30 protein-coding genes are annotated in these 25,749 nt (G+C 65.8%); 29 read left to right on the top strand and 1 reads right to left on the bottom strand.

Annotated features, from left to right (window positions below; genetic code table 11):
• The first annotated feature begins 94 nt into the window (after positions 1-94).
• Genes XM53_RS02535 through XM53_RS02515 form a run of 5 tightly spaced genes read left to right on the top strand, consistent with a single transcriptional unit; the run spans position 95 to position 4,236 of the window.
• A complete protein-coding gene (locus tag XM53_RS02535) occupies positions 95-1,258 on the top strand; it encodes an isovaleryl-CoA dehydrogenase (RefSeq protein ID WP_057790323.1) in 1,164 nt (387 codons plus the stop codon).
• A 3-nt stretch (positions 1,259-1,261) separates the two neighbouring features.
• Positions 1,262-1,573: a hypothetical protein gene (locus XM53_RS02530; RefSeq protein WP_057789922.1), complete on the top strand. Its 312-nt coding sequence runs from the start codon at positions 1,262-1,264 to the stop codon at positions 1,571-1,573.
• A 1-nt stretch (position 1,574) separates the two neighbouring features.
• Positions 1,575-3,143, top strand: coding sequence for an AMP-binding protein (locus tag XM53_RS02525; protein WP_057789920.1), 1,569 nt, complete (start codon positions 1,575-1,577; stop codon positions 3,141-3,143).
• A complete protein-coding gene (locus XM53_RS02520; protein ID WP_057789918.1) occupies positions 3,140-3,628 on the top strand; it encodes a lysozyme inhibitor LprI family protein in 489 nt (162 codons plus the stop codon). The genes XM53_RS02525 and XM53_RS02520 overlap by 4 nt, the downstream gene beginning before the upstream one ends.
• Before the next feature lie 2 nt (positions 3,629-3,630).
• Complete coding sequence (locus XM53_RS02515) at positions 3,631-4,236, top strand: hypothetical protein (RefSeq protein WP_057789916.1); 606 nt, start codon at positions 3,631-3,633, stop codon at positions 4,234-4,236.
• An 80-nt stretch (positions 4,237-4,316) separates the two neighbouring features.
• On the opposite strand, the gene XM53_RS02510 is transcribed toward XM53_RS02515, so the two are convergent.
• A complete protein-coding gene (locus XM53_RS02510; protein WP_057789914.1) occupies positions 4,317-4,928 on the bottom strand; it encodes an OmpW/AlkL family protein in 612 nt (203 codons plus the stop codon).
• A 158-nt stretch (positions 4,929-5,086) separates the two neighbouring features.
• On the opposite strand from XM53_RS02510, the gene XM53_RS02505 reads away from it, so the two are divergent.
• The 24 genes from XM53_RS02505 to nuoH all read left to right on the top strand — a co-directional run bounded on the left by XM53_RS02505 (position 5,087) and on the right by nuoH (position 25,744).
• A complete protein-coding gene (locus tag XM53_RS02505) occupies positions 5,087-6,691 on the top strand; it encodes a carboxyl transferase domain-containing protein (protein ID WP_057789912.1) in 1,605 nt (534 codons plus the stop codon).
• Positions 6,692-6,796: 105 nt separating this feature from the next.
• A complete protein-coding gene (locus tag XM53_RS02500) occupies positions 6,797-8,746 on the top strand; it encodes an acetyl/propionyl/methylcrotonyl-CoA carboxylase subunit alpha (protein WP_057789911.1) in 1,950 nt (649 codons plus the stop codon).
• Positions 8,743-9,396, top strand: coding sequence for a glutathione S-transferase family protein (locus XM53_RS02495; RefSeq protein ID WP_057789909.1), 654 nt, complete (start codon positions 8,743-8,745; stop codon positions 9,394-9,396). Before XM53_RS02500 ends, XM53_RS02495 begins: the two co-directional genes overlap by 4 nt.
• Positions 9,393-10,076, top strand: coding sequence for a glutathione S-transferase family protein (locus tag XM53_RS02490; RefSeq protein ID WP_057789907.1), 684 nt, complete (start codon positions 9,393-9,395; stop codon positions 10,074-10,076). The genes XM53_RS02495 and XM53_RS02490 overlap by 4 nt, the downstream gene beginning before the upstream one ends.
• Positions 10,069-10,923 carry a hydroxymethylglutaryl-CoA lyase gene (locus XM53_RS02485; protein ID WP_057789905.1) on the top strand — a complete coding sequence of 285 codons (855 nt, stop codon included), beginning with the start codon at positions 10,069-10,071 and terminating at the stop codon, positions 10,921-10,923. The genes XM53_RS02490 and XM53_RS02485 overlap by 8 nt, the downstream gene beginning before the upstream one ends.
• Before the next feature lie 62 nt (positions 10,924-10,985).
• Complete coding sequence (locus XM53_RS02480; RefSeq protein ID WP_057789903.1) at positions 10,986-11,774, top strand: crotonase/enoyl-CoA hydratase family protein; 789 nt, start codon at positions 10,986-10,988, stop codon at positions 11,772-11,774.
• A gap of 80 nt (positions 11,775-11,854) precedes the next feature.
• On the top strand, positions 11,855-13,117 hold the full coding sequence (locus XM53_RS02475) for a hypothetical protein (RefSeq protein ID WP_057789900.1): 1,263 nt from the start codon (positions 11,855-11,857) through the stop codon (positions 13,115-13,117).
• A 307-nt stretch (positions 13,118-13,424) separates the two neighbouring features.
• Positions 13,425-13,790, top strand: coding sequence for an NADH-quinone oxidoreductase subunit A (locus XM53_RS02470; protein ID WP_057789898.1), 366 nt, complete (start codon positions 13,425-13,427; stop codon positions 13,788-13,790).
• Positions 13,781-14,416 carry a NuoB/complex I 20 kDa subunit family protein gene (locus XM53_RS02465; protein WP_236544399.1) on the top strand — a complete coding sequence of 212 codons (636 nt, stop codon included), beginning with the start codon at positions 13,781-13,783 and terminating at the stop codon, positions 14,414-14,416. The genes XM53_RS02470 and XM53_RS02465 overlap by 10 nt, the downstream gene beginning before the upstream one ends.
• A 21-nt stretch (positions 14,417-14,437) precedes the next feature.
• Positions 14,438-15,049, top strand: coding sequence for an NADH-quinone oxidoreductase subunit C (locus XM53_RS02460; protein ID WP_057789896.1), 612 nt, complete (start codon positions 14,438-14,440; stop codon positions 15,047-15,049).
• A complete protein-coding gene (locus tag XM53_RS22935; protein ID WP_144435424.1) occupies positions 15,046-15,243 on the top strand; it encodes a hypothetical protein in 198 nt (65 codons plus the stop codon). The genes XM53_RS02460 and XM53_RS22935 overlap by 4 nt, the downstream gene beginning before the upstream one ends.
• A 14-nt stretch (positions 15,244-15,257) precedes the next feature.
• Complete coding sequence (locus XM53_RS02455) at positions 15,258-16,493, top strand: NADH-quinone oxidoreductase subunit D (protein ID WP_201455369.1); 1,236 nt, start codon at positions 15,258-15,260, stop codon at positions 16,491-16,493.
• A gap of 75 nt (positions 16,494-16,568) precedes the next feature.
• On the top strand, positions 16,569-16,859 hold the full coding sequence (locus tag XM53_RS02450) for a hypothetical protein (protein ID WP_057789892.1): 291 nt from the start codon (positions 16,569-16,571) through the stop codon (positions 16,857-16,859).
• The gene (locus XM53_RS02445) at positions 16,859-18,091 is read left to right on the top strand and encodes an NADH-quinone oxidoreductase subunit E (RefSeq protein ID WP_057790319.1); all 1,233 of its coding nucleotides are present in this window, start codon (positions 16,859-16,861) and stop codon (positions 18,089-18,091) included. The genes XM53_RS02450 and XM53_RS02445 overlap by 1 nt, the downstream gene beginning before the upstream one ends.
• Positions 18,092-18,120: 29 nt before the next feature.
• Complete coding sequence (locus XM53_RS23675) at positions 18,121-19,089, top strand: hypothetical protein (RefSeq protein ID WP_236544398.1); 969 nt, start codon at positions 18,121-18,123, stop codon at positions 19,087-19,089.
• Between the two features lie 13 nt (positions 19,090-19,102).
• On the top strand, positions 19,103-19,315 hold the full coding sequence (locus XM53_RS02435) for a DUF5337 domain-containing protein (protein ID WP_057789890.1): 213 nt from the start codon (positions 19,103-19,105) through the stop codon (positions 19,313-19,315).
• Between the two features lie 10 nt (positions 19,316-19,325).
• Entirely contained in the window at positions 19,326-20,621 is a 1,296-nt protein-coding gene (gene nuoF / locus XM53_RS02430; RefSeq protein ID WP_057789888.1) for an NADH-quinone oxidoreductase subunit NuoF, read from the top strand.
• Positions 20,622-20,633: 12 nt separating this feature from the next.
• On the top strand, positions 20,634-20,849 hold the full coding sequence (locus tag XM53_RS22930) for a hypothetical protein (RefSeq protein ID WP_144435423.1): 216 nt from the start codon (positions 20,634-20,636) through the stop codon (positions 20,847-20,849).
• Between the two features lie 9 nt (positions 20,850-20,858).
• Entirely contained in the window at positions 20,859-21,359 is a 501-nt protein-coding gene (locus XM53_RS02425) for a DUF3291 domain-containing protein (protein WP_057789886.1), read from the top strand.
• Positions 21,360-21,390: 31 nt separating this feature from the next.
• A complete protein-coding gene (locus XM53_RS02420; RefSeq protein ID WP_057789884.1) occupies positions 21,391-21,744 on the top strand; it encodes a hypothetical protein in 354 nt (117 codons plus the stop codon).
• Between the two features lie 121 nt (positions 21,745-21,865).
• Entirely contained in the window at positions 21,866-22,279 is a 414-nt protein-coding gene (locus XM53_RS02415; protein WP_057789882.1) for a DUF5333 domain-containing protein, read from the top strand.
• A gap of 6 nt (positions 22,280-22,285) precedes the next feature.
• Positions 22,286-24,295 (top strand): NADH-quinone oxidoreductase subunit NuoG, encoded by a 2,010-nt coding sequence (gene nuoG / locus XM53_RS02410; protein ID WP_057789881.1) that lies wholly within the window; start codon positions 22,286-22,288, stop codon positions 24,293-24,295.
• Positions 24,296-24,330: 35 nt separating this feature from the next.
• Positions 24,331-24,699, top strand: a complete 369-nt coding sequence (locus tag XM53_RS02405) for a hypothetical protein (RefSeq protein ID WP_057790317.1) — start codon at positions 24,331-24,333, stop codon at positions 24,697-24,699.
• A gap of 7 nt (positions 24,700-24,706) precedes the next feature.
• Positions 24,707-25,744 (top strand): NADH-quinone oxidoreductase subunit NuoH, encoded by a 1,038-nt coding sequence (gene nuoH, locus XM53_RS02400; RefSeq protein ID WP_057789879.1) that lies wholly within the window; start codon positions 24,707-24,709, stop codon positions 25,742-25,744.
• The last annotated feature ends 5 nt before the right edge of the window (positions 25,745-25,749 follow it).

Below are 25,749 nucleotides of genomic sequence, written 5' to 3'. Positions count from 1 at the left end.
GGAATCGGTTCCGGGCCGGTGCGGCGGGATTGACGACGCGGCGGGTGCGGTCTATAAATGAACAAGTGTTCAATAAATGCCGGGAGAGGCGCAGATGTTCGACGCGGTGATGAAGTTCGACCTGGGTGAGGACGTTCATGCCCTGCGCGAGATGGTGCATCGCTGGGCGCAGGAGCGCGTCAAGCCGCTGGCCGCCGAGATCGACCGCACGAATGAATTTCCCTCCGAGCTGTGGACCGAGATGGGCGAGCTGGGCCTGTTGGGAATCACCGTGCCCGAAGAGCATGGCGGGGTGGGCATGGGGTACCTTGCGCACGTGGTCGCGGTGGAGGAAGTGGCGCGGGCCTCGGCCAGCGTGTCGCTGAGCTATGGCGCGCATTCCAACCTGTGCGTGAACCAGATCAAGCTGAACGGCAGCGACGAACAGCGGGCGAAGTACCTGCCGGGGCTGATCTCGGGCGAACACGTCGGCGCGCTGGCCATGTCCGAGGCGGGCGCGGGCAGCGACGTGGTGTCGATGAGCCTGCGCGCGGAAAAGCGCAACGATCATTATCGCCTGAACGGCAACAAGTACTGGATCACCAATGGCCCGGATGCCGACACGCTGGTGGTCTATGCCAAGACCGAACCCGAGGCGGGCGCCAAGGGAATCACCGCCTTCCTGATCGAGAGGGCGATGACCGGGTTTTCGACCAGCGCGCATTTCGACAAGCTGGGGATGCGGGGCAGCAATACGGCCGAGCTGATCTTTGACGACGTGGAAGTGCCGTTCGACAACGTGCTGGGCGAGGAAGGAAAGGGCGTGAAGGTCCTGATGTCGGGGCTGGATTACGAGCGCGTGGTGCTGGCCGGCATCGGCCTGGGGATCATGGCGGCCTGCCTGGATGAGATCATGCCCTACATGGCCGAGCGCAAGCAGTTCGGGCAACCCATTGGGAATTTCCAGCTGATGCAGGGCAAGATCGCCGACATGTACACGGCGATGAATTCGGCCCGGGCCTATGTCTACGAGGTGGCCAAGGCGTGTGACCGGGGCGAGGTGACGCGGCAGGACGCGGCGGCCTGTTGCCTGTATGCGTCCGAGCAGGCGATGGTGCAGGCGCACCAGGCGGTGCAGGCGATGGGCGGTGCGGGCTTTCTGAACGATGCGGCAGTCGCGCGGATTTTCCGCGATGCCAAGCTGATGGAGATCGGGGCGGGCACGTCCGAGATCCGGCGGATGCTAATCGGGCGCGAGTTGATGGGGGCGATGGCATAGGCCATGCGATTCGGGCGCGCTCCGTGGTTTTTCATCCCGCTGCTGGCGCTGGTCTGCTTGGGCGCGGTCATTGCGCTGTTACTGGGCGGACGGTCGGTGACCACGACCGAGACGGCGGTGATCGAGGCGGTGGCGGACAGGTACGTGGCCGAGGCCGGGGCGGGTGCGGCGCGCAGCGATTGCCAGGCCACGCCGGCGCAATCGAGCGGGCTGTGGCTGGTGGTGACCTGCGAGGGGGCCGCGGCACGGGTGGAGTATTTCGTGGACAGGTTCGGGAAGGTGACCGACCGGCGCGAGGTGAAGAAGGGCGCGTAACATGCTGACGGAAAAGCCATATGATGAGTTGAAGGCCGGGTTTTCCTGGGATCTGCCGGCGCGGCTGAACATGGCGGCGCAGGTCTGTGACGACTGGGCGGCGCGAGAACCGGACCGCGTGGCGATCAAGGACCTGGCGGAGATGCACCGCGACCTGAGCTATGGCAACCTGCGCGACATGGCGGACCGGCTGGCGCATGTGCTGGTGGCGAAAGGCGTCGCGCGGGGCGACCGGGTGGGCGTGCTGCGCAGCCAGGGGGGATGGTGCGCCGCCGCGCATATCGCGATCTGGAAGATCGGGGCGGTGTCGATCCCGCTGTTTAAGCTGTTCCGGGAGGATGCGCTGACCAGCCGGGTGCGGGACGCGGGCGCGAAGATCGTGATCACCGACGCCGAAGGTGTTGATATGCTTTCGGTTCTGCCGGAGGTGGAAGCCTTCGTGCCGGAGGATGCGGACCTGCCGGAGCAAGGCGCGTTCGAGACCGCAGAGACCGCACCGGACGACCCCGCCGTGCTGATCTATACCAGCGGCACGACCGGCAGTCCCAAGGGCGCGCTGCACGGGCACCGGGTGCTGACCGGGCACCTGCCGGGCGTCGAGATGCCGCATGATTTCCTGGGCCAGCACGAGGGCGATTGCCTGTGGACGCCGGCAGACTGGGCCTGGATCGGCGGGCTGTTCAACATCCTGATGCCGGGGCTTGCCTTGGGCGTGCCTGTTGTGGCGGCGCGCTTGCCGAAATTCAACGTCGAGGAGTGCGTGAAGATCATCCGGCAGGGCGCTGTTCGGAATATCTTTTTCCCGCCCACGGCCTTGCGGATGCTGAAGGCCGCCGACGAGCGTATCGAGGGCTTGCGCACGGTCGCGAGCGGGGGCGAGCCGCTGGGGGCCGAGATGCTGGACTGGGGGCGCAAGGCGTTCGGGCTGACGATCAACGAGTTCTACGGGCAAACCGAGTGCAACCTTGTGGCCGCAAGTTGTCAGAGCCTGTTCGCGCCCAAGCCCGGCTGCATCGGCAAGGTGGTGCCGGGGCACGAGGTGGCGGTGCTGGACCGTGACGGGCAGCCCACGGACGAGGAAGGCGATGTGGCGGTCCGGCGGGGATCGGCCAGCATGATGCTGGAATACTGGAACCGGCCCGAGCAGACCGCCGAGAAGTTCCGGGGCGACTGGATGCTGACCGGGGACAGGGGCGTGTGGGACGGGGAGTTCCTGCGCTTCGTCGGGCGCGAGGACGACGTGATCACCAGTTCCGGCTACCGGATCGGGCCGGCGGAGATCGAGGATTGCCTGCTGACCCACGACGCGGTGGCAACGGTGGGCGTGGTGGGCAAGCCCGACGCTTTGCGCACCGAGATCGTGAAGGCCTATGTGGTGGTGCGGTCCGGCGTGACGGCGGATGAGGTCTTGGCCGAGGCGCTGAAAACCCATGTGAAAGAACGGCTTGCGGGGTATTCTTATCCTCGGGAAGTGACGTTCTTGGAGGCCTTGCCCATGACGGTGACGGGCAAGGTGATCCGCAAGGAATTGAAGGCGCGGGCCGTGGCGGAAACGGAGGAAGTTGCATGATCAACAAAGGTTTGGCGATTGCAATGATCGCAATGGGTAGCCTTTCGGGGGCGGCGCAGGCGCAGGACGCGAGCGTGAACCAGGGTACGGTCGAGGCCTGTTTCAACGGTGCCCCTCGCGATGCGGGGGTGCCGGGCTGCGTGGGCGATGCGGCCAACCAGTGCCAGGCCCAGCCGGGTGGGTCCTCGACCATCGGAATCGTTGCCTGCCTTCAGGCCGAGACGGCCGTGTGGGACACGTTACTCAACCGGGAATACAAGGCGACGCGGGCGCAGGTGGATCAGTTCGATACCGGTCAACCACCTGTGTCCGAGGCACTTTTGACAGCGCAGCGGGCGTGGATCGCCTTTCGCGACGCCGAATGCAGCTTGGCCTATGAGCGCAACCGGGGCGGCACGATCCGGTCGGTCGCGGCGGCGTCCTGCCTGATGCGGATGACGGCGCAGCGGTCGCTGGAACTGCGCGACATGCGTGGAGGATTGTAGCCATGGCGTGGCGGCGCGACCTGACCCTGATGCTGGCGCAGGCGGCCCTGTGGCCCGCCGCGGCACTGGCCGAGGAGCAGACGCTGCCGGATTTTGCGACCTGCCTGCGCGGCGAGATCCTGCGCTATGAGCAGGCGGTGGACGCGTTTGCGCCGACCCCGGCGGAGAAGGCGGGCTATCCGCTGGCCAATGTGAGCGGCGTGGAGTTTTGCGGCACCGTGGGTATCGTGATCTGCGACCGGTCCGAGGAACCGCTGGGCTGTCAGAAGGCGCTGGCGGTGGAGCAGGATATCTGGCGCGCGAAGGTGCTGACCGAATTGCCGGAGCCGAACGAAAGCGAAGAAGCGGAGGCGGAAAAGCCTTTTGCAGAGGTGCTTTACGAGCAGCTCTTCCACCTGGCGCACGGGATGTCGGCGGGGCAGGATTGTGCCGGGCACAGCCCCCGGATGGAAATGTGGTGCCGGGCCCGCGAGGCCAACGGGCGGCTGCGCGCGGCGGTGATTGCGTGGCAGGTGGCGCGACATCAGGACATGGTGCCGCCCGCGTTCGAGGCGGGCTGGATCGCCGCGCCCGACCCGGTGCGCCCCAGGATGAGGCCGGAAGAATGACGCCAGCCTTTCATGCCGCATATGAAAACGGGGCCGGCCCGAAGGCCCGCCCCGCCTGGGTTTCGGTTCGCCGGGACGGTTCAGAACGTGTGGACGTAGGACACGCCAAAGACCCACGGGTTGATCTTGGCCTTGCCGATGTTCACGCCGTTCAGCTTCACGTCGCTTTCGATGTTGATCCAGCGCACATCCGTGCGCAGCGCGCCTTTGTCCGAGACCTTGTAGTCAAGGCCGGCATGGAGCGCGAGGCCCCAGCTGTCGTCGAGGTCGAGGTCGTTGCCGGCGAGCGGGCCGACGGCCTTGTCTTCGGTGAAGGTGGTATAGTTGATCCCCGCACCGATGAAGGGCGTGATCTTGGACTGATTGGTGAAGTGATATTGCAGCGAGAGCGTCGGCGGCAGGTGCTTGACCTTGCCGATCCGGGTGCCGCCGGAGTCGATGTCATGGGCGAAGGGCCATGCGGCCAGAAGCTCGATCCCGAGATTGTCGGCGATGAAGTATTCGCCGGTGAGCTGCAGCGAGTAGCCGTTGTCGACGTCGATGGGCGTCGGGCCGGCGAGCACGCCGTTGCCGCTTTCGGGGATGACGCCGGCGAGGCCGATGCCGAAAGTCACGTCGCCGCGCTCCTGCGCGAGGGCCGGGGCGGTGGTGGCGGTGAGTGCTGCGAGTGCGAGGGCGGTGAGATGTTTCATGGTCTGTCCACTTCTGTCTTGTGTGGCGCCATTATGCGCGCAGGATCTCTAACCCGCCTTGATGCAAGTCAAAATCGCGGCGGAAAGTTGATGGGGCGCCAAGGGGCGCCTGCCTGCTGCGCTGCGGCGGCGAAGGGGAATTCGAAAGGAGCGGGCGCATGAAGATTGCCTCGAAAATTCTGACCGGATCGGCGGAGTTCCAGGCCAACCGAGAGGCGCATCTGACGGCGCTGGCGGTGGTGGAAGAGGCCGCGCGGGCCGCGGCCGAGGGCGGCGGCGCGGCCGCGCGGGAGCGCCACAAGAGCCGGGGCAAGATGCCGCCCCGGGAGCGGGTGGCGAACCTGCTGGACCCGGGCAGCCCGTTTCTGGAGGTAGGCGCGGTGGCGGCGCACGGGCTTTACGACGGGGCGGCGCCCTGTGCAGGGGTGATCGCGGGCGTGGGGCGCGTGCAGGGGCGCGACTGCATGGTGGTGTGCAACGACGCCACGGTGAAGGGTGGTACGTATTATCCGATGACGGTGAAAAAGCACCTTCGAGCGCAGGAGATCGCCGAGGAGTGCCGTTTGCCCTGCATCTACCTGGTGGATTCGGGCGGGGCGAACCTGCCCAACCAGGACGAGGTGTTCCCGGATCGGGATCATTTCGGGCGGATTTTCTACAACCAGGCGCGGTTGAGCGCCAAAGGCATCGCGCAGATCGCTGTCGTCATGGGGTCGTGCACCGCCGGGGGCGCGTATGTGCCCGCGATGAGCGACGTGACGATCATCGTGCGGGACCAGGGGACGATCTTTCTGGCCGGCCCGCCGCTGGTGAAGGCGGCGACGGGCGAGGACGTGACGGCCGAGGACCTGGGCGGGGGAGATGTGCATACGCGCCTGAGCGGCGTGGCGGATTACCTGGCCGAGGATGATGCGCACGCGCTGGCGCTGGCGCGGCGGGCGGTGGCGTCGGTGGGAGGTGGGTTTTCACCCACCCTACGGATGGAGACACCGGAAGAGCCGGCCTATGACCCGGAGGAGATCCTGGGCGTGGTGCCGGGGGATCTGCGCACGCCCTATGACATCCGCGAGGTGATCGCGCGGCTGGTGGATGGCAGCCGCTTCGACGAGTTCAAGGCGCGGTTCGGGGAAACGCTGGTGACCGGGTTTGCCCATGTGGAAGGCTGCCCGGTGGGGATTGTCGCCAATAATGGCGTGCTGTTTTCCGAGGCGGCGCAGAAGGGCGCGCATTTCGTGGAACTGTGCAGCCAGCGCAAGGTGCCGCTGGTGTTCCTGCAGAACATCACCGGGTTCATGGTGGGGCGCCGGTACGAAAACGAGGGGATCGCGCGGCACGGGGCCAAGATGGTGACGGCGGTGGCGACGACGAGCGTGCCCAAGGTGACGATGCTGGTGGGCGGCTCTTTCGGCGCGGGGAATTACGGCATGGCGGGACGGGCGTACCAGCCGCGGTTCCTGTGGACCTGGCCCAACAGCCGGATCAGCGTGATGGGCGGCGCGCAGGCGGCGGGCGTGCTGGCCACGGTGAAGCGGGACGCGATCGAGCGGAAGGGCGGGACGTGGAGCGCCGACGAGGAAGCGGCGTTCAAGCAGCCCACGGTGGATATGTTCGAGGAGCAGAGCCACCCGCTTTATGCCAGTGCGCGGCTTTGGGATGACGGGATCATCGATCCGCGGAAATCTCGGGCGGTGTTATCGCTGTCGTTGCGGGCGGCGCTGAATGCGCCGGTGGAGGAGACGCGGTTTGGCGTATTCCGTATGTGATCTGGCCGGTGTGCCGGCGAGGGGCCAGCCCCTCGCGCTCCCCGGAATATTTTTGGCCAGAAGAAGAGGCGACGCAGGAGATGGCGCGGAGTTTGGAGACCGAAGATGTTTGACACGATCCTGATTGCCAACCGGGGCGAGATTGCCTGTCGGGTGATGGAGACGGCGCGGGCCATGGGGGTGCGCTCGGTTGCGGTCTATTCCGATGCCGACCGGGCGGCGCGGCATGTGGCGCTGGCGGATGCGGCTGTGCATATCGGGGGGCCGGCGCCGGCGGAGAGTTACCTTGACGGGGCGAAGATCATCGCCGCGGCGCTGGAGAGCGGCGCGCAGGCGATCCATCCGGGATACGGCTTTCTGAGCGAGAACCCGGATTTCGTGGAGGCGGTGGAGGCGGCGGGGCTGACCTTTATAGGCCCGTCGGCCAAGGCGATCCGGGCGATGGGGCTGAAGGATGCGGCCAAGGCGCTGATGCACGAGGCGGGCGTGCCGGTGGTGCCGGGCTATCATGGCGAGGAGCAGGATCCGGGGGTCCTGGCCGAGAAGGCCGGGGAGATCGGCTATCCGGTGCTGATCAAGGCCGTGGCGGGTGGCGGCGGCAAGGGGATGCGGCTGGTCGAGGACGCCAAGGGCTTTGCCGAGGCGCTGGACAGTGCCAAGGCCGAGGCGAAGACGGCCTTTGGCAACGAGGCGGTTCTGATCGAGAAGTATATCCAGCAGCCGCGGCATATCGAGGTGCAGGTCTTTGGCGATGGGCAGAGCGCCGTGCATCTATTCGAGCGGGATTGTTCGTTGCAGCGGCGGCACCAGAAGGTGATCGAGGAAGCGCCGGCGCCGGGTATGACGCCGGAGGTGCGCGAGGCCATGGGGGCGGCCGCCGTGCGCGCGGCGGAGGCCATCGGATATGCCGGGGCGGGCACGGTGGAGTTCATTGTGGACGGCTCGGGCGGGCTGCGCTCGGATGGCTTCTGGTTCATGGAGATGAACACGCGGTTGCAGGTGGAGCATCCGGTGACGGAAGAGATCACCGGGGTGGACCTTGTTGAATGGCAGTTGCGGGTGGCCGCGGGCGAGGGGTTGCCGAAACGGCAGGAGGAGTTGTCAATCGACGGCCATGCCTTTGAGGCGCGGCTTTACGCAGAGGATGTGCCGAAAGGCTTCCTGCCGGCGACGGGTCGGCTGCGGCATCTGGTGTTTCCCGAGGGAGCGCGGGCGGATACCGGCGTGCGGGCGGGCGACGAGATTTCCCCGCATTACGATCCGATGATCGCCAAGCTGACCACGCACGGGCCGACGCGGGCGGTGGCGCTGCAACGGCTGGGCGCGGCGCTGGAGGCGACTCAGGTGGCGGGGACCGTGACGAACCTGGCCTTTCTGGGCGCGCTGGCGCGGCATGAGGGGTTCGGCCGCGGCGAGGTGGATACCGGGCTGATCGCGCGGGACCTGGAGGCGTTGAGTGCGCCGCCGGAGGTGAGTGACGCGACGGTGGCGTTGGCGGCGTTGGCGAGCCTTGGATTGTTGGAGAGCGGCGGGCCGGAGACGGGGTTTGCCCTGTGGCAGCCTTTGCGGCGGAGCGTGGTTCTGCGGCGCGAAGGCGAGGAGGTGCAGGCAAAAGTGCAAAGCCTGTCGGCGGAGGCGCATGACGTGGAGGTCGGAGACGCGCTGGTCACGGCGCGCCGCGTGGGCGGGCGTTGGCAGTTGGACGGGGCGCTGGCGCCGGAGGTGGCGGTGACGGGCGACCTGGTGACGGTCTTTGCGGGTTACGGGATCGGGTTCGACATCCTCGATCCGCTGGAGCGGGGCGAGTTTGCCGCGGGCGACGCCAGCGTGATCGAGGCGCCGATGCCCGGCATGGTCAAGGCGGTCTTTGCCGAAGCCGGGCAGGAAGTGGCCAAGGGCGACCGGCTGGCCGTGTTGGAAGCGATGAAGATGGAGCACAGCCTGCTGGCCCCGCGCGACGGAGTGGTGGCCGAGGTGCTGGCCGGGGCGGGCAGCCAGGTGGAGGCCGGCGCGGCGCTGATCCGGCTGGAGGAGGATGCGGAGGCGGCGGCGTGACGGAGGGGCTGCGGCTGACCGGCTATCGCTTCAGCGTCTATACGCGCAGCGTGCGGATGGTGCTGGCGGCGAAGGGGTTGGAATATGACTATGTGGAATGTGATCCGTTCGGGGAGGGTGCGGAGGCGCTGACCCGGCTGCACCCGTTTGGACGGGTGCCGGTGCTGGAGGCGGGGGCTTTCCGGTTGTGGGAAACGCAGGCGATACTCGATTACCTGGAGGGCATCGCGCCGGAACCGCGCATGGTGCCGGGCGCACCCGAGGGCGTGGCGCGGATGCGGCAGGTGATGGGGATCGCGGACAGCTATGCCTATTGGCCGCTGGTGCGGCAGGCGTTTTCCAACGGGGTCTTCGCGGCGCTGGAAGGCGAGGCGGGCGATGCCGGTGCTTTGGCGGACGGTTTGGCGAACGCGCCGCGCGTGCTGGACGCGCTGGAGGGCATCGCCGCCGAAGGGATGGTGCTGCGGCCCGGCGTCTTGGACCTGGCCAGCTGTCACCTGTGGCCGATGCTGGACTATTTTGGCATGGTGCCGGACGGGGAGGAGATGATCGCCGCACGACCCGCGCTGGCGGCGTGGTGCGGCTGGATGCGAACCTGCCCCGCGGCGCACGCGACGCGTCCGGTGCTGACCAAGGAGGCGATGGCGTGATTGTCCTGCACCATGTGCCGCAAAGCCGCTCGATGCGGGTGTTGTGGCTGCTGAACGAGCTGGAAGGCGTGGAATTCCGCGTGGTGACCCACGCGTTCGACAAGAGCCTGCGGCAGCCCGAGTTCCTGAGCCTGTCGCCGGCGGGGCGTGTGCCCGCGTTGGAGATCGAAGGCGAGCGGATGTTCGAATCGGGCGCGATGATGGAATACCTGTGCGAGACCTTCCCCGAGCGGGGGATGGGCCGGATGCCCGGCGACATGGACCGGATGGCGTATCTGGTGTGGTTGCATTTCGCGGAAACCGTCAGCCAGCACGTGGCGATCCTGACCCAGCAGCATATCGTGCTGCGCGAGGATCACATGCGCAGCCCGACGGTGATGCGGCTGGAGGCGGCGCGGCTGCGCAAGTGCTATGGCGCGATCGAGGCGCGGCTGAGCACACCGGTGGAGAACCGCGATTACCTGCTGACCGGCGGCTATTCGGCTTGCGATATCGCCGTGGGGCAGGCGGTTTACATGGCGCAGCATTTCGCCACGCTGGAGGGGTTCCCAGAGACGGCGAAGTGGTATGGGCGGCTGAGCGAGCGCGCGGCGTACCAGGCGGCGCTGCCGGAGGAGAATGGCGCGCGGATCTATGAACAGGCGTTCTATGCGGCGCCGGAGGAGGACGCGCGTGGCTGAACGGGTCGAGATATTCGAGGTGGGCCCGCGCGACGGGTTGCAGAACGAAAAGCGCGAGATTCCGGTGGCCGAGAAGGTGGCGCTGATCGACTGCCTGAGCGGCGCGGGGTTTTCCCGGATCGAGGTGGCGAGCTTCGTCAGTCCAAAGTGGGTGCCGCAGATGGCCGGCTCGGCCGAGGTGCTGGCGGGCATCACTCGCGCGCCGGGGGTGCGCTATGCGGCGCTGACGCCCAATATGCGCGGGTTTCAGGACGCGATGGCGGCGGCAGCGCACGAGGTGGCGATTTTCGGGTCGGCCTCGGAAGGGTTTTCCAAGGCCAATATCAACGCCAGCATCGAGGAGAGCTTGCAACGCTTCGCTCCCGTGGCGGAGGCGGCGCGGGAGGTGGGCGTGCCCTTGCGCGGCTATGTGTCCTGCGTGACGGACTGTCCTTATGACGGGCCGGTGGCGCCAGAGCGGGTGGCCGAGGTGGCGGGGCGGCTTTACGACATGGGATGCTACGAGATCAGCTTGGGCGACACGGTCGGGCAGGGCACGCCCGAGACCATCGACGCCATGCTGAAGGCGGTGATGCAGAGTGTTCCGGCGGAGAAGCTAGCCGGGCACTACCATGACACGGGCGGGCGGGCGCTGGACAATATCGAGTTGTCTTTGCAGCACGGGGTGCGGGTGTTCGACGCCGCCGTCGGAGGTTTGGGGGGCTGTCCTTATGCGCCGGGCGCCAAGGGGAACGTGGCCACCGAGAAGGTGCATGACCGGCTGGTGGCGCTGGGCTATGCCACGGGGTTGGACCGGGAGGTTCTGTCGCGGGCGGCGGAGATGGCGCGCGCGATGCGGGCCGGGTGACAAGAATTTTCGAAAATTCTTGTCAAAATTCTTGGAAGAATTTTGGCGCGGGGAGAGAGCGGATGTATGACACGATCAGGATCGAGCGGGATGCGCGCGGCGTGGCGACGCTGTGGCTGGACCGGGCGGAAAAGCACAACGCGCTGTCGGCGCGGATGATCGCCGAGCTGCACGCCGCCGCCGACGCGCTGGGCGCGGATGACGGCGTGCGCGTCGTGGTGCTGGCCGCCGAGGGCCGGACATTCTGTGCCGGCGGCGATCTTGGCTGGATGCGTGAGCAGTTCGAGGCCGATCCCGAGACCCGCGCGACGGAGGCGGGCAAGCTGGCCTACATGTTGCAGGCGCTGAACACGCTGCCCAAGCCGCTGATCGGGCGCGTGCATGGCAATGCGTTCGGCGGCGGGCTGGGCATGATCTCGGTCTGCGACGTGGCGGTGGGCGCCGAGAACGTGCAGATGGCGCTGACCGAGACGCGGCTGGGGCTGATCCCGGCCACCATTGGGCCTTACGTGGTGGCCCGCATGGGCGAGGCGCGGGCGCGGCGCGTGTTCATGTCGGGCCGGCGGTTCGATGCGGCTGAGGCGGTGCGGATGGACCTGCTGGCCCGGGCGGTGCCGGGCGATGCTCTGGACGACGCGATCGAGGATGAGGTCGCGCCGTATCTGGCGTGCGCGCCCGGGGCCGTGGCGCAGGCCAAGGCGCTGGTGCGCCGCCTGGGACCGCGGATCGACGAGGGCGTGATCGAGGACACCATCGCGGCGCTGAGCGCCTGCTGGGCGGGCGACGAGGCGCAGGCGGGAATCGCGGCCTTCTTCGACAAGCGGGAGCCACCCTGGCGCGGCGGTGACTGACCGGCAAAAATCCGCCGGATTTAACGATAATTCAACCTTTCTGCCGCTTTCTGAGCCCCGTGGGGCCGGAAAGGACGGTTATGAAGCGTATTCTGCAATGTCTCGGAGCCTTGGAAACGGCGATGCTGTGCGCCGGGCTGTGCTGGCTTTCGGCCAGTTTCGCCGCGGCCGAGGAGGGTATCTACGCGACGGCGGACGGCCGGTTGCGCGCCGATCTGCGGTTTTCCGAAGAGATGTTCGACCGCCAGGACCACGTGACGAACAAGGCGGCGCTGTTGCTGCGGGCGCGGGCCGCCGGGCGGGTGCCGGAGGGCTCTCTGACCTTCGGCGGGCGGCTGATCGCCACGTGGATTTCCGAGCGCACGGACACGCCGGGCAAGTTTCCCATCCTGTCGCGGCTGCCCCCCACCCATACGCGCGGCACCTCCGACAGCTATGGCGTGATCAACGAGATCTCGCTCAATGCCACGCTGGCGCTGCCCTTGGTCACGGGGTTCGTGCAGGGCGAGTTCACCGAGGTCGAGTATCCCGGTCAGGACGACATCCAGCTGCGGAAATACATGCTGGTGCTGGGGGATCTGAGCCGGTCGTCCTTTTACCTGGCGGTGGGGCGCAAGACGTTGAATTTCGGCAATTTCGCCAGCTATGCGCCCTTTACCCACACCCATTCGAGCCATTATTTCTGGTCCCAGAGCGACGACCCGGTGATCGAGCTGGGCTATGTCACCGACCGCACCGAGCTGGCCTTTACCCTGATCCCGGCGCATCGCGGCAACCGGGTGATCAGCAGCCCCAGGAACGACGGCGCGCTGTCGAATTTCGCGCTGAACGGCGCGCATCGGGTCGCGGTCGCGCCCGGACATGACCTGACGGTCGGGGCGGGATACCTGCGTGGGTCGATATACGACAGCACCATCGCGCATCACCCGCCGGGGCGGGGGATCAACCGGTTCTGGAACGAGCTGTGGGACGTCAACCTGACCTGGAGCGGGCCGCGGTTCGACGTGCAGGCCGAGTTCACGCGGTCGATGCATGACTGGCCCGCGACCGGGCATCACGTGCAGGCCACGACGGTGCAGGCGCGCTGGCACCGGCAGATCGCGGGCAAGCCCGTGACCTGGTCGATCTCGGCCAGTCGGGGCGTGCAGGGCAATCGCGGCACGGAGTGGGAGCGGATGGAGCAAGTAATCTTGGGCGTGGAATACGAGGCCGCGCCGCATGTCACGCTGGGCGCGGAATACATGTACAACGCGGGCTTCGTGCCGCTGATCCTGCCGCGTGTGACGGGCGACAGATCGGTGGAATCGCACACGCTGATCGCCGGTGTGAAGATGACGTTCTGAGGGGGGGGCGGGCCGCGCGCGCGACCTTGGCGTCGCTGTCGCGGCCGTGGCCCGGTCGCATTCGGGCGGGCGATTTTGCCGGGATTTGGGGCAAACAGGACCATCGCGTCAATTTGCCCGGTCGAAGGCACGGGCGCGGATTTCGATATACCGTGGTATTCAATGGCTTTTCGGCGCCCGATACGTGTGCGAAAACGCCTGTCGCTTGGTTGACCCTGCCCCGGGGCAGGGGTAAACCCTGACGAGTATGTTCGCCAATCTTATGCGCGACCGTCCGATGACACGGTGCGCATGAAAGGAGCCACACGTGGAAGAGATGCTGCGGGAGTACCTCCCGGTTCTCGTTCTTCTGGGGATAGCTATCGGTCTTGGGCTTGTGCTGATCCTTGCGGCGGTCGTGCTGGCCGTGCGCCACCCGGACCCCGAAAAGGTCAGTGCCTATGAATGCGGCTTCAACGCGTTCGACGACGCGCGCATGAAGTTCGATGTCCGGTTCTATCTTGTTTCGATCCTGTTCATCATCTTCGATCTGGAGATCGCGATGCTGTTTCCCTGGGCCGTGGCCTTTGCGGATCTCAGCATGACGGCGTTCTGGTCGATGATGGTCTTCCTGGCGGTGCTGACGGCCGGGTTTGCCTATGAATGGCGGAAAGGGGCGATGGAATGGCAGTAGAGGACAAGACAGCCGTCGACGAGGAAGAGGCCATGGTCACGGACGTCCAGAGCGAGGGGTACCAGAGCCCGCGCGTCAAGGCCGGACCGTCGAGCCAGGTGCCGCTGGAGGCCTATGCCGACGATTACCAGCGTGACACCGCCACGCAGGCGCTGAACCGCGAGTTGCAGGACAAGGGGTTCCTTGTCACCTCGACCGAGGACATCATCAACTGGGCCCGCACCGGCAGCCTGCACTGGATGACCTTCGGCCTGGCCTGCTGTGCCGTCGAGATGATGCACAGCTCGATGCCGCGCTATGACCTGGAACGGTTCGGCACGGCGCCGCGCGCCAGCCCGCGCCAGTCGGACCTGATGATCGTGGCCGGTACGCTGACCAACAAGATGGCGCCGGCGCTGCGTAAGGTCTACGACCAGATGCCCGAGCCGCGCTACGTGATCAGCATGGGCTCCTGCGCCAATGGCGGGGGGTATTATCACTACAGCTATTCGGTGGTGCGCGGCTGTGACCGGATCGTGCCGGTGGATGTCTACGTGCCCGGCTGCCCGCCGACGGCCGAGGCGCTGGTCTATGGTATCATGCAGCTGCAACGGAAAATCCGGCGCACCGGGACGATCGTGCGCTGAGGCGCCTTTGGGGGATGCAAGATGACTGACGCGCTGACCGAACTTGGAACCCATATCGAAAGCCGCCGGCCCGATTGCGTGGCCGGCTGGTCGGTGGATCATGGCGAGCTGAACATGACCGCGGCGCTGAACAGCATCAAGGGGCTGGTGGAGTTCCTGAAGACCGATCCCAACTGCCGCTTTTCGACGCTGGTGGACATCACGGCGGTGGATTACCCGGACCGGCCCAAGCGGTTCGACGTGGTGTATCACTTCCTGAGCATGTACCAGAACCAGCGCATCCGCCTGCGCGTCGCGGTGCGCGAAGAGGACATGGTGCCGTCGATCACCGATGTGCACCCGTCGGCCAACTGGTTCGAGCGCGAGGTGTTCGACATGTTCGGCATCCTGTTCAGCGGCCATCCTGACCTTCGGCGCATCCTGACCGATTACGGCTTTCGCGGCTTCCCGCTGCGCAAGGATTTTCCGACCACGGGCTATACCGAGGTGCGCTATGACGAGGTGCAGAAGCGGGTGGTCTACGAACCGGTGAAGCTGGTGCAGGAGTACCGGCAGTTCGACTTCATGAGCCCGTGGGAGGGTGCCGATTACATCCTGCCGGGCGACGAGAAAACCGACGAGAAGGCCAAGTGAGCCGAAGCGAAGAGGGTACGGCGGACATGTTCTGGGTTATACTGTTCATGGCGGCGTTCGTGGTTCCCTTCTGGAAGCTGCTGCCGGGCTACGGCATCGCCAGCCCATGGGCGCTGGTGGCGATCTTTCCGCTGGGCGCGCTGGCGCTTTTGTACCTGATGGCGTTCGGCCCCCGCGCGGACGATAGAGGATAAGGAGACCAAGGATGATGGACGGCTCCAAACCGCTGATCAAGGGCTTTGCCGACACCGAGACCGGCGAGCAGAAGATCCGCAATTTCAACATCAACTTCGGGCCGCAGCACCCGGCGGCGCATGGCGTGCTGCGCCTTGTGCTGGAGCTGGACGGCGAGATCATCGAGCGGTGCGACCCGCATATCGGTCTGTTGCACCGCGGCACCGAGAAGCTGATGGAAAGCCGGACCTACCTGCAGAACCTGCCCTATTTCGACCGGCTGGATTACGTGGCGCCGATGAACCAGGAGCACGCCTGGTGCCTGGCCATCGAGAAGCTGACGGGTGTCGAGGTACCGCGGCGCGCCAGCCTGATCCGGGTGCTGTTCTCGGAGATCGGGCGGGTGCTGAACCACCTGCTGAACGTCACGACGCAGGCGATGGACGTGGGCGCGCTGACGCCGCCGCTGTGGGGGTTCGAGGAACGCGAGAAGCTGATGATCTTCTACGAGCGGGCCTGCGGCGCGCGTCTGCACGCGGCCTATTTCCGGCCGGGGGGCGTGCACCAGGATCTGCCGCCCGAACTCTTGGACGATATCGAGACCTGGGCGCGGGACGAGTTTCCGAAGTTCATGGACGATATCGACGGGTTGCTGACGGAGAACCGCATCTTCAAGCAGCGCAACGCCGATATCGGCGTGGTCAGCCAGCAGGAGGCGCTGGACTGGGGCTTTTCCGGCGTGATGGTGCGCGGCAGCGGCATGGCGTGGGATTTGCGCCGGGCGCAGCCCTATGAATGCTATGACGAGTTCGACTTCAAGATCCCGGTGGGCAAGAACGGCGACTGCTATGACCGCTACCTGTGCCGGATGGAGGAGATGCGCCAGTCGGTGTCGATCATCCTGCAGGCGATCGAGAAGCTGCGCGCGCCCGAGGGGCAGGGCGATATCCTGTCGCGGGGCAAGATCACGCCGCCCAAGCGGGGCGAGATGAAGACCTCGATGGAGGCGCTGATTCATCACTTCAAGCTTTACACCGAAGGGTTCCACGTGCCTGAGGGCGAGGTGTATTGCGCCGTCGAGGCGCCCAAGGGCGAATTCGGCGTCTACCTGGTGTCGGACGGCACCAACAAGCCCTACCGCGCCAAGCTGCGCGCGCCGGGCTACCTGCATTTGCAGGCGATGGATCATGTCGCGGGCGGGCATCAGCTGGCCGACGTGGCGGCGATCATCGGCACGATGGACGTGGTCTTTGGGGAGATCGACCGCTAGGCGGGACGGCATTTATTCTCCCTGTACAAAAACAAGGCCGGAACAGGGACGGCGAAGGTTCGGAGAGACGACAAGATGAAGAACAAGATTGGTTTGATGGGCGCCATTGCGGCATTGGGGATCGTCGCAGGCTGCACCGCGCCGCCCGAGGGGACGGGCGAGCAGGACGTGGCCAAGTTCCAGGTCGCGGTGGCCAGCATCGGCTGCACCCTGAAGACCGAGGCGGATTATCTGCCGGTCGAGTTGCAGACCGGCCTGACCCGCGAGCAATCGACCCAGATGGCCGCCTACATGGTGACGACCGAACGCGCCGTGCGCCTTGAGGGCGGTGGGATCAGAATGACGACAGGAGCGTGCGCAGCCTGATGCTGAGACGTCTACACAGAGAACAGCCCGAGAGCTTTGCCTTCACGCCGGACAACCAGGCGTGGGCGGAGGCGCAGATCTCGAAATACCCGCAAGGCCGCCAAGCGAGCGCGATCATCCCGCTTTTGTGGCGTGCGCAGGAGCAGGAGGGCTGGCTGAGCCGTCCGGCGATCGAGCATATCGCGGACATGCTGGAGATGGCGCATATCCGGGCGCTGGAAGTGGCCAGCTTCTATTTCATGTTCCAGCTGTCGCCGGTGGGCAGCGTGGCGCATTTCCAGATCTGCGGCACGACGTCGTGCATGATCTGCGGGGCCGAGGACCTGATCGGGGTCTGCCGCGAGAAGATCGCCGACAAGCCGCATACGGTCAGCGCGGATGGCAAGTTCAGTTGGGAAGAGGTGGAGTGCCTGGGGGCCTGCGCCAATGCGCCGATGGCGCAGATCGGCAAGGATTACTACGAGGATCTGACCGCCGAACGCTTTGCCGAGATGATCGACGAGTTCGCCGCCGGCACGGTGCCGGTGCCGGGGCCGCAGAACGGGCGCTATGCGTCGGAACCGCTGGCCGGGCTGACGACGCTCAAGGAATTCGATTCGGGTCACACCAAATACAACGGCTCGGTGCAGCGCGCGGTGGATCTGGGCGACACGATCAGGCGGATCGACGGCAGCGAGGTGCCGCTGGTGGCGCCGTGGCGCGAGCATGGCGCCAACCATCAGCCCGCACCGCCGAAGGTGAAGATAAACGAGTCGCCGGCCAATCCGGGGCTTCAAGCGCCGAAACCCGACCGCTCGGAAGGGCGGCCCGCCGACGATACCGGCGCGACCAAGGCCGAGGCGCCGGCCAAGAGCAAGGCCAACCCGGTGTCCAAGGACGAGCCCGCGGGCGAGGACAAGAGCGAGACGGCCAAGCCGAAGGCCGCGGCGGCGGACGTCGATGAGGGCACCAAGCCCGAGACGCTGGACGCCGCCCGCGAGGGCGGGCCGGACGACCTGAAGATGATCAAGGGCGTGGGGCCGAAGCTGGAACAGCTTTTGCACTCCATGGGCTTTTACCATTTCGATCAGATCGCCGCATGGGGGCCACGGGAGGTGGCCTGGGTGGATCAGAACCTGGAAGGCTTCAAGGGCCGGGTCAGCCGGGACGACTGGGTCGCCCAGGCGCAGACGCTGGCCGATGGCGGGACGACGGAATTTTCTAAGAAAGTCAAAAAGGGGGACGTCTACTAGACGATCTTCACGCCAAAGGGAGTTGAGCCATGTTCGATGATATAATGAAGTCTCAGTGCAAGCTGGTATGCTTGGGCGTCGGTGTCGGAGCGGGGATCATCGCGATCTACGCCGCGACCGGCAAGGTCGGGATATTCGCGGCGCTTCTGCTGGGGCTGGCGATGGGCGTGTTCATGGCGCTGGTTCTCTTGCAGATATTCTGCACGGGGGAAAACGCGGATCTGGGGCAGATGGAGGATATGCCCGAGGGAAGCGCGGCGGCAGCGGCCTCGAGTGGCGGTACCCCCTCCGGCCCGCCGAAGGTGAATGCGCCGAAGGACCGGGGCACGCCTGCGCCAAAGGCACCGGTGCCCAATCCGCCCAAGCCCAATCCGCCGGTGGGCACCGCGCCCGAACCGGTTCTGCCGAACAAGGCCGATCCGCTGAACGCGCGCACCGGCATGGGCACCACAGCCGCGGCGGCAAGCACCAGCGCGGCAGCCGCAGGCACCGACAAGGTCGCCATGCGGGCCGAGTCGCATTCGGGCGGCAATGACGCGGCCACGGCACAGGACCCGACCTTTACCTCGGCCACCACGGATGCCGAAGCGGGCGCGCAGGTGGATGCGGCACCCAAGGCCGCACCCAAGGCGAAGAAGACCGAGACCAAGGCAAAGTCGGCCCCCGCCAAGCCCAAGGCCAAACCCGCGGACACGGCCGAAGAGGACGTGGGCACCAAGCCTGCCACCCTGGACGGCCCGCGCGGCGGCACGGCCGACAACCTCAAGGAAATCAAGGGTGTCGGGCCGAAGCTGGAAGGCGTGTTGCACGATATGGGGTTCTACCATTTCGACCAGATCGCCAACTGGACCGACGAAGAGGTGGCCTGGGTCGATGCGAACCTCGTGGGGTTCAAGGGCCGGGTGAGCCGCGACAACTGGATCGAACAGGCCAAGACGCTGGCAGCGGGCGGCGAGACCGAGTTCTCGAAGCGCGTGGACAAGGGCGACGTTTACTGAATGAGCGAGGCGCATGAGCAATCGCGACCAAGTGCCGAAAAAGGGCCGACGCGCCGGGCTGGTGATTGCCGGCACCGGCGTGTTTTGGGTGCTGGTCACCCTGATTGGCGAGAAGGAAGGGTTCAGCACCGAGCTGCGCCTTGCATTCGACCTTGTGGCGCTGGCGGGGTTCCTCTTCGCCTTCTGGCTCATCTATCAAATCTGGCGCGACAGCCGGGGAAACTAGGGGTTATCTGATGCTGGACGATCAGGATCGTATCTTTACCAATCTCTACGGGATGCACGACCGCAGCCTGAAGGGCGCGCAGGCGCGTGGCCACTGGGATGGGACCAAGACCATCCTGCAAAACGGGCGCGAGTGGATCGTCGAACAGATGAAGGCCAGCGGGCTGCGCGGCCGGGGCGGCGCGGGCTTCCCGACCGGTCTGAAGTGGTCCTTCATGCCCAAGGAAAGTGACGGGCGGCCCGCCTATCTGGTGGTCAATGCCGACGAATCCGAGCCCGGCACCTGCAAGGACCGCGAGATCATGCGGCACGATCCGCACACGCTGGTCGAGGGGTGCCTGATCGCCAGCTATGCGATGCAGGCGCACGCGTGCTATATCTACATTCGTGGCGAGTACATCCGCGAGAAAGAGGCGTTGCAGGCGGCCATCGACGAGGCCTACGAGGCCGGGCTGATCGGCAAGAACGCCTGCAAGTCGGGATACGATTTCGACCTGTATCTGGTGCATGGGGCGGGGGCGTATATCTGCGGCGAGGAAACCGCGCTGCTGGAAAGCCTGGAAGGCAAGAAGGGGATGCCCCGGATGAAGCCGCCGTTTCCGGCGGGCGCGGGCCTTTATGGCTGCCCCACGACGGTGAACAACGTGGAGAGCATCGCGGTGGTGCCGACGATCCTGCGGCGCGGGCCGGAGTGGTTTGCGAGCTTCGGGCGGCCCAACAACGCGGGCACCAAGATTTTTGCCATCTCGGGGCATGTGAACAACCCCTGCGTGGTCGAGGACGCGATGTCGATCAGCTTTGAAGAGTTGATCGAGAAGCATTGCGGCGGCATCAGAGGCGGCTGGGACAACCTGAAGGCGGTCATTCCCGGCGGGTCATCCGTGCCGTGCGTGCGCGGGGAGAAAATGAAAGACGCGGTGATGGATTTCGACGCGCTTCGCGAGGTCGGATCGAGCCTGGGCACCGCGGCGGTGATCGTGATGGACCAGAGCACGGACATCATCAAGGCGATCTGGCGGCTCTCGAAATTCTACAAGCACGAAAGCTGTGGGCAATGCACGCCTTGCCGCGAGGGTACGGGCTGGATGATGCGGGTGATGGACCGGCTGGTGAAAGGCGAAGCGGAGGTCGAGGAGATCGACATGCTGTTCGACGTGACCAAGCAGGTCGAGGGGCACACGATCTGTGCCCTGGGCGATGCGGCGGCCTGGCCGATCCAGGGCCTGATCCGCAACTTCCGCGACGAGATCGAGGACCGCATCAAGGCGCAGCGCACCGGCAAGGTGTCTGCGGTGGCGGCAGAGTAAGGCGGTTAGGATGTGGCGCGCACCATTCCCAATACCTGCCCGACTTGCGGCAAGCGGCCTTATCCCTATGGCCGTCCCTGTGAGCAATGCGGGTTTCACGGGATCGACAAGGTGCAGCTTAGCCCTTTGGCGCGACGGCTTTTGCAGGGTACTTTTGTCTTTCTGGGCCTCTTGGTGCTTTGGGCGGTGGTCGCGCTTTTCCGTCTGGCCGGGCAGTTCCCGGTGTGAGGTTAACTGATGACGCCTGAGACATATCATTTGGCGCAACTTAACGTCGGGCGCTTGGTCGCGCCGACGGATGACCCGCGTGTGGCGGAGTTCATGGCGGCGCTCGACCGGATCAACGGCATGGGCAAGCGGATGCCGGGGTTCGTGTGGATGATGGAAGGCTCGGGCGAGCCGGGCACGGGCAACACCGAGAACACTATCGGGGGCGACGCGCAATTCGTGGCCAACCTGACCGTCTGGGAGGACGTGGAGAGCTTGGAGAATTTCGTCTGGAACACGGTGCACCGGCAGTTCTATGAACGCCGGGCCGAATGGTTCGAGGTGATGGGCGACATGCATTTCGTCATGTGGTGGGTGCCGCAGGGGCATCGGCCGACACTGGACGAGGGGTTGGCGCGGCTGGAGCATCTGAAGGCTGAGGGCGACAGCGACCATGCCTTTGGCTGGGCCCATGCGAAAGAGGCCCGGCTGTGGCGGACGCGCGGCTGCGCCCCGGTGGCGGCGGAATGACAAGAATGGAAGACCAGAGAGCGTGACCAGGATGACGACGATAAAAGGCGGGGCGCAGGCCCTTGTGCTGGTTCTGATGGCCGGTGCGATGGTGGCGGGGTGTGCCCGGACCACCGAACGGATCACGTTCAACGGGGTATTCTACAAGCAGAAGTCCAAGGCGGCCTCGCGCGACAACCGCGAGCGGTTCGTGGTGACGGTGCCGCGGGTCAACCGCGGCTACGACGGCGCACTGGCGGCGGGGGCCTACGAGGGCAAGCGGTACTGCGTGCAGAATTTCGGCACCTCGGAGGTGGAGTGGTACATCAGCCCGCTGGCGCCGCGCGGCACGGTCCAGCCCAACGGCAACAAGCTGACCTTCACCGGGAAATGCGTTCTGTGGTAAAATCATCTTTCATATCAACGGCATGGGCCGGCTGTTATTGCATAACAGCGCCGCTGGGGACCATCTGCGCAGCAGATGGCGCGGCGGATGGTCCGGGCGCCCTTGTGAGAGGAAGACAGATATGAAACGTGTATCGAGCAAGATCGTGGGTCTGGCCCTGGGCGCGGCCCTGACGGCGGCGGCCCTGCCTGCGCAAGCGGGACTGAAGGACGAGGCCGGGATAAACCAGGGGCTGCTCTATCTTGCGGCGGCGGACAAGATCCGCCGCGAGTGCGGCAGCATCGGCGGGCGGCTGTTCCGGGCGCAATCCTATGCCAACGCGCTGAAAAAGGCGGCGGCGGAGCGCGGCTACAGCGAGGCCGAGATCGACGCGTATATCAACAACGACGCCAACAAGGCGGCCATGCGCGAGCGGCGCAACGCGTATTTCAAATCGAAAGGGGCCAGCAACCTTGACCCCGCAAGCCTGTGTGTTCTGGGCCAAGCCGAAATGGCGAGCGGCAGCCAGATCGGGCAGCTTCTGAGAGCAAAGTGAGAATTCATGTCTGACCTTCGCAAAATCATCATCGACGATCAGGAAGTGGAAGTGGACGGGGCGATGACCCTGATCCAGGCCTGCGAGCAGGTGGGGATCGAGATCCCGCGGTTCTGCTACCACGAGCGGCTGTCGATCGCGGGCAATTGCCGGATGTGCCTTGTGGAGGTTGTCGGCGGGCCGCCGAAGCCGGCGGCCAGTTGCGCCATGCAGGTGCGCGACTTGCGGCCTGGTCCCGAAGGCCAGCCGCCGGTCGTGCGCACCAACAGCCCGATGGTCAAGAAGGCGCGCGAAGGCGTGATGGAGTTCCTGCTGATCAATCACCCGCTGGACTGTCCGATCTGCGACCAGGGCGGCGAGTGCGATTTGCAAGACCAGGCCATGGCGTATGGCGTGGACTTCAGCCGCTATCGCGAGCCGAAGCGCGCGACCGAGGATTTGAACCTGGGCCCGCTGGTGGAAACCCACATGACACGCTGCATTTCCTGTACCCGCTGCGTGCGGTTCACCACCGAGGTGGCCGGGATCAACCAGATGGGCCAGACCGGCCGGGGCGAGGATGCCGAGATCACCGCCTATCTGGGCGAGACGCTGGACAGCAACATGCAGGGCAACATCATCGACCTGTGCCCCGTGGGGGCGCTGGTGAGCAAGCCCTATGCGTTCACGGCCCGCCCGTGGGAGCTGAGCAAGACGGAAACCATCGACGTGATGGATGCGCTGGGGTCCAACATTAGGGTGGACACCAAGGGGCGCGAAGTGATGCGCATCCTGCCGCGCAACCATGACGGCGTGAACGAGGAATGGATTTCCGACAAGACGCGATTCGTCTGGGACGGGTTGCGCCGCCAGCGGCTGGACAAGCCTTACATCCGCGAGAACGGCAAGCTGCGCCCGGCCACCTGGCCCGAGGCGTTGGGCAAGGCCGCCGAGGCCATGAAAGGCAAGACCGTGGCGGGCCTTGTGGGTGATCTCGTCCCGATGGAGGCGGCGTTTGCCCTGAAACAACTGGTCGAAGGCCAGGGCGGGCGCGTGGAATGCCGCACGGATGGCGCGCACCTGGTGGCGGGCAACCGCTCGGCCTATGTGGGCACGGCGCGGGTTGAGGATATCGATACGGCCAAGAAGATCGTGCTGATCGGCACCGATCCGGGCGTCGAGTCGCCGGTGCTGAACGCGCGGATCCGCAAGGCCTGGCTGCGCGGGGCCGAGGTGGTCCATGCCGGGCAGCCGGCGGAGCTGACCTATGACGCGACGCAGATGGGGCCGCGCAACCGGGTGCTGCCGCAGCTGCTGTCCGACGCGAAAGAGACCGAGGACGCCATCGTGATCATAGGGCAGGGCGCGCTGATCGGCGATGGCGGGCCCGCCGCGCTGAGCACGGCGATGCAGCTGACCGAGAAGATGGGCGGCAAGATGCTGGTGCTGCACACCGCTGCGTCGCGCGTGGGCGCGATGGATGCCGGTTGTGTGACCGAAGGCGGGATCTCGGCGGCGCTGGAGGGCGCGGACGTGATCTATAACCTGGGCGCCGACGAGATCGAGATCGCCGAGGGGCCATTTGTGATCTACCAGGGCAGCCATGGCGACCGGGGCGCGCATCGGGCCGACATCATTCTGCCTGCCGCCGCCTATACCGAGGAACAGGGTGTCTTCGTGAACACCGAAGGCCGTCCGCAGCTGGCGCTGCGCGCGGGTCATCCGCCGGGCGAGGCCAAGGAGAACTGGGCGATCCTGCGGGCGCTGTCGGGCGAGATGGGCGCGGTGCTGCCCTTTGACAGCCTGGCGCAGCTGCGCCGCGCGCTGATCGAGGCGGTGCCGCATATCGCGCAGATCGACGCGGTGCCGGAGAACGACTGGACCATGGTGGAAAAGGTCGAGCCGTCGGCGGGATCGATCGGGGCGGCCTTGGGCGATCACTACCTGACCAACCCGATTGCCCGCGCCAGCGCGCTGATGGCCGAGCTGAGCGCCAACGCCAAGGACCGCCGCGAAGCGCCGGTGGCCGCGGAATGACGCAAGCCGCGCTTGGCATATGGGCGCTGTCGGTCATGGCCTTTGCGGGCCTAGCCGCCTGTGCCGCGCCGGGTGCGGACCCCGACGCCGAGTTCACCCCCGAATACCGGGGAATCGAGACGCGGCTTCTGGACGGGGATCTGGTGAATTTCCGGGTGGAAATGGCCGGGGCGCGGGACGCAGAGGATGTGAGCAAATACGCCGAATGCGCGGCGGCGCAGTACGCGCTGATCCGGGGATACGGATTTGCGCGCCACGTGCGCACGAATGTGGACGAACGGGGTGGCATCTGGACCGCAGATGCGGTTTACACCATCTCGCCGTCGCTGCCCGGCGGCATCATAAGGATCGACGCGGAAGTCGTGGCCGCCAGTTGCGCGGAGAACGGGATACCGACGGTATGAGGGACGAATGGCTGAATTTCTGACAACCCCGCTTGGGATATTTGTGCTGATCACGGCGCAGTGCCTTGCGGTGGTAGGCTTCGTGATGGTGTCGCTGCTGTTCCTTGTCTACGGCGATCGCAAGATCTGGGCCGCGGTGCAGATGCGGCGGGGGCCGAACGTGGTGGGCGTTTACGGTCTGTTGCAGACGGTGGCCGACGCGCTGAAATACGTGGTCAAGGAAGTCGTGGTGCCGGCGGGCGCGGACCGGACCGTGTTCATGATGGCGCCGATGGCCAGTTTCGTGCTGGCGGTGCTGGCCTGGGCGGTGATTCCGCTGAATGACGGCTGGGTGCTGTCGGATATCAACGTGGCGGTCCTGTTCGTCTTCGCGGTGTCGTCGCTGGAAGTCTACGGCGTGATCATGGGCGGCTGGGCCTCGAACTCGAAATATCCTTTCCTTGGCTCGCTGCGGTCGGCGGCACAGATGATTTCCTACGAGGTCAGCATCGGCTTGATCATCATCGGGGTGATCATCTCGACCGGGTCGCTGAATTTCGGGTCGATCGTGGCGGCGCAGGATACCAATTACGGCTTCTTCGGCTGGTACTGGCTGCCGCATCTGCCGATGGTGTTCCTGTTCTTCATCTCGTGCCTGGCGGAAACCAACCGCCCGCCTTTCGACCTGCCGGAGGCGGAGTCGGAACTGGTGGCGGGATACCAGGTGGAATATTCCTCGACGCCGTTCCTGCTGTTCATGGCCGGCGAATACATCGCGATCTTCCTGATGTGCGCGCTGACCAGCCTGCTGTTCTTTGGCGGGTGGCTGTCGCCCATTCCGGGCATCCCGGACGGGGTGTTCTGGATGGTGGCGAAGATGGCGTTCTTCTTCTTCCTCTTCGCCATGGTGAAGGCGATCACGCCGCGGTATCGCTATGACCAGCTGATGCGGCTGGGGTGGAAGGTGTTCCTGCCGCTGAGCCTTGCCTGGGTGGTGATCGTGTCCTTCCTGGCGAAATTCGAAGTCTTCGGGGCGTTCTGGGCCCGCTACGCGATGGGAGGCTGAGGCGC

It is taken from the genome of Roseovarius atlanticus, assembly GCF_001441615.1.
GTDB classification, from domain to species: Bacteria; Pseudomonadota; Alphaproteobacteria; order Rhodobacterales; family Rhodobacteraceae; genus Roseovarius; species Roseovarius atlanticus.
The sequence above is the reverse complement of the archived record's forward strand: the minus strand, read 5'-3'. Positions and strand labels throughout refer to the sequence as shown.

Bases quoted from the DNA above. Each gene is read 5' to 3' on its own strand.
- XM53_RS02535 (WP_057790323.1), top strand. From the start codon at position 95: ATGTTCGACGCGGTGATGAAGTTCGACCTGGGTGAGGACGTTCATGCC.
- XM53_RS02530 (WP_057789922.1), top strand. From the start codon at position 1,262: ATGCGATTCGGGCGCGCTCCGTGGTTTTTCATCCCGCTGCTGGCGCTG.
- XM53_RS02525 (WP_057789920.1), top strand. From the start codon at position 1,575: ATGCTGACGGAAAAGCCATATGATGAGTTGAAGGCCGGGTTTTCCTGG.
- XM53_RS02520 (WP_057789918.1), top strand. From the start codon at position 3,140: ATGATCAACAAAGGTTTGGCGATTGCAATGATCGCAATGGGTAGCCTT.
- XM53_RS02515 (WP_057789916.1), top strand. From the start codon at position 3,631: ATGGCGTGGCGGCGCGACCTGACCCTGATGCTGGCGCAGGCGGCCCTG.
- XM53_RS02510 (WP_057789914.1), bottom strand. From the start codon at position 4,928: ATGAAACATCTCACCGCCCTCGCACTCGCAGCACTCACCGCCACCACC.
- XM53_RS02505 (WP_057789912.1), top strand. From the start codon at position 5,087: ATGAAGATTGCCTCGAAAATTCTGACCGGATCGGCGGAGTTCCAGGCC.
- XM53_RS02500 (WP_057789911.1), top strand. From the start codon at position 6,797: ATGTTTGACACGATCCTGATTGCCAACCGGGGCGAGATTGCCTGTCGG.
- XM53_RS02480 (WP_057789903.1), top strand. From the start codon at position 10,986: ATGTATGACACGATCAGGATCGAGCGGGATGCGCGCGGCGTGGCGACG.
- XM53_RS02475 (WP_057789900.1), top strand. From the start codon at position 11,855: ATGAAGCGTATTCTGCAATGTCTCGGAGCCTTGGAAACGGCGATGCTG.
- XM53_RS02465 (WP_236544399.1), top strand. From the start codon at position 13,781: ATGGCAGTAGAGGACAAGACAGCCGTCGACGAGGAAGAGGCCATGGTC.
- XM53_RS02460 (WP_057789896.1), top strand. From the start codon at position 14,438: ATGACTGACGCGCTGACCGAACTTGGAACCCATATCGAAAGCCGCCGG.
- XM53_RS02455 (WP_201455369.1), top strand. From the start codon at position 15,258: ATGGACGGCTCCAAACCGCTGATCAAGGGCTTTGCCGACACCGAGACC.
- XM53_RS02450 (WP_057789892.1), top strand. From the start codon at position 16,569: ATGAAGAACAAGATTGGTTTGATGGGCGCCATTGCGGCATTGGGGATC.
- XM53_RS02445 (WP_057790319.1), top strand. From the start codon at position 16,859: ATGCTGAGACGTCTACACAGAGAACAGCCCGAGAGCTTTGCCTTCACG.
- XM53_RS23675 (WP_236544398.1), top strand. From the start codon at position 18,121: ATGTTCGATGATATAATGAAGTCTCAGTGCAAGCTGGTATGCTTGGGC.
- XM53_RS02435 (WP_057789890.1), top strand. From the start codon at position 19,103: ATGAGCAATCGCGACCAAGTGCCGAAAAAGGGCCGACGCGCCGGGCTG.
- nuoF (WP_057789888.1), top strand. From the start codon at position 19,326: ATGCTGGACGATCAGGATCGTATCTTTACCAATCTCTACGGGATGCAC.
- XM53_RS02425 (WP_057789886.1), top strand. From the start codon at position 20,859: ATGACGCCTGAGACATATCATTTGGCGCAACTTAACGTCGGGCGCTTG.
- XM53_RS02420 (WP_057789884.1), top strand. From the start codon at position 21,391: ATGACGACGATAAAAGGCGGGGCGCAGGCCCTTGTGCTGGTTCTGATG.
- XM53_RS02415 (WP_057789882.1), top strand. From the start codon at position 21,866: ATGAAACGTGTATCGAGCAAGATCGTGGGTCTGGCCCTGGGCGCGGCC.
- nuoG (WP_057789881.1), top strand. From the start codon at position 22,286: ATGTCTGACCTTCGCAAAATCATCATCGACGATCAGGAAGTGGAAGTG.
- XM53_RS02405 (WP_057790317.1), top strand. From the start codon at position 24,331: ATGGCCTTTGCGGGCCTAGCCGCCTGTGCCGCGCCGGGTGCGGACCCC.
- nuoH (WP_057789879.1), top strand. From the start codon at position 24,707: ATGGCTGAATTTCTGACAACCCCGCTTGGGATATTTGTGCTGATCACG.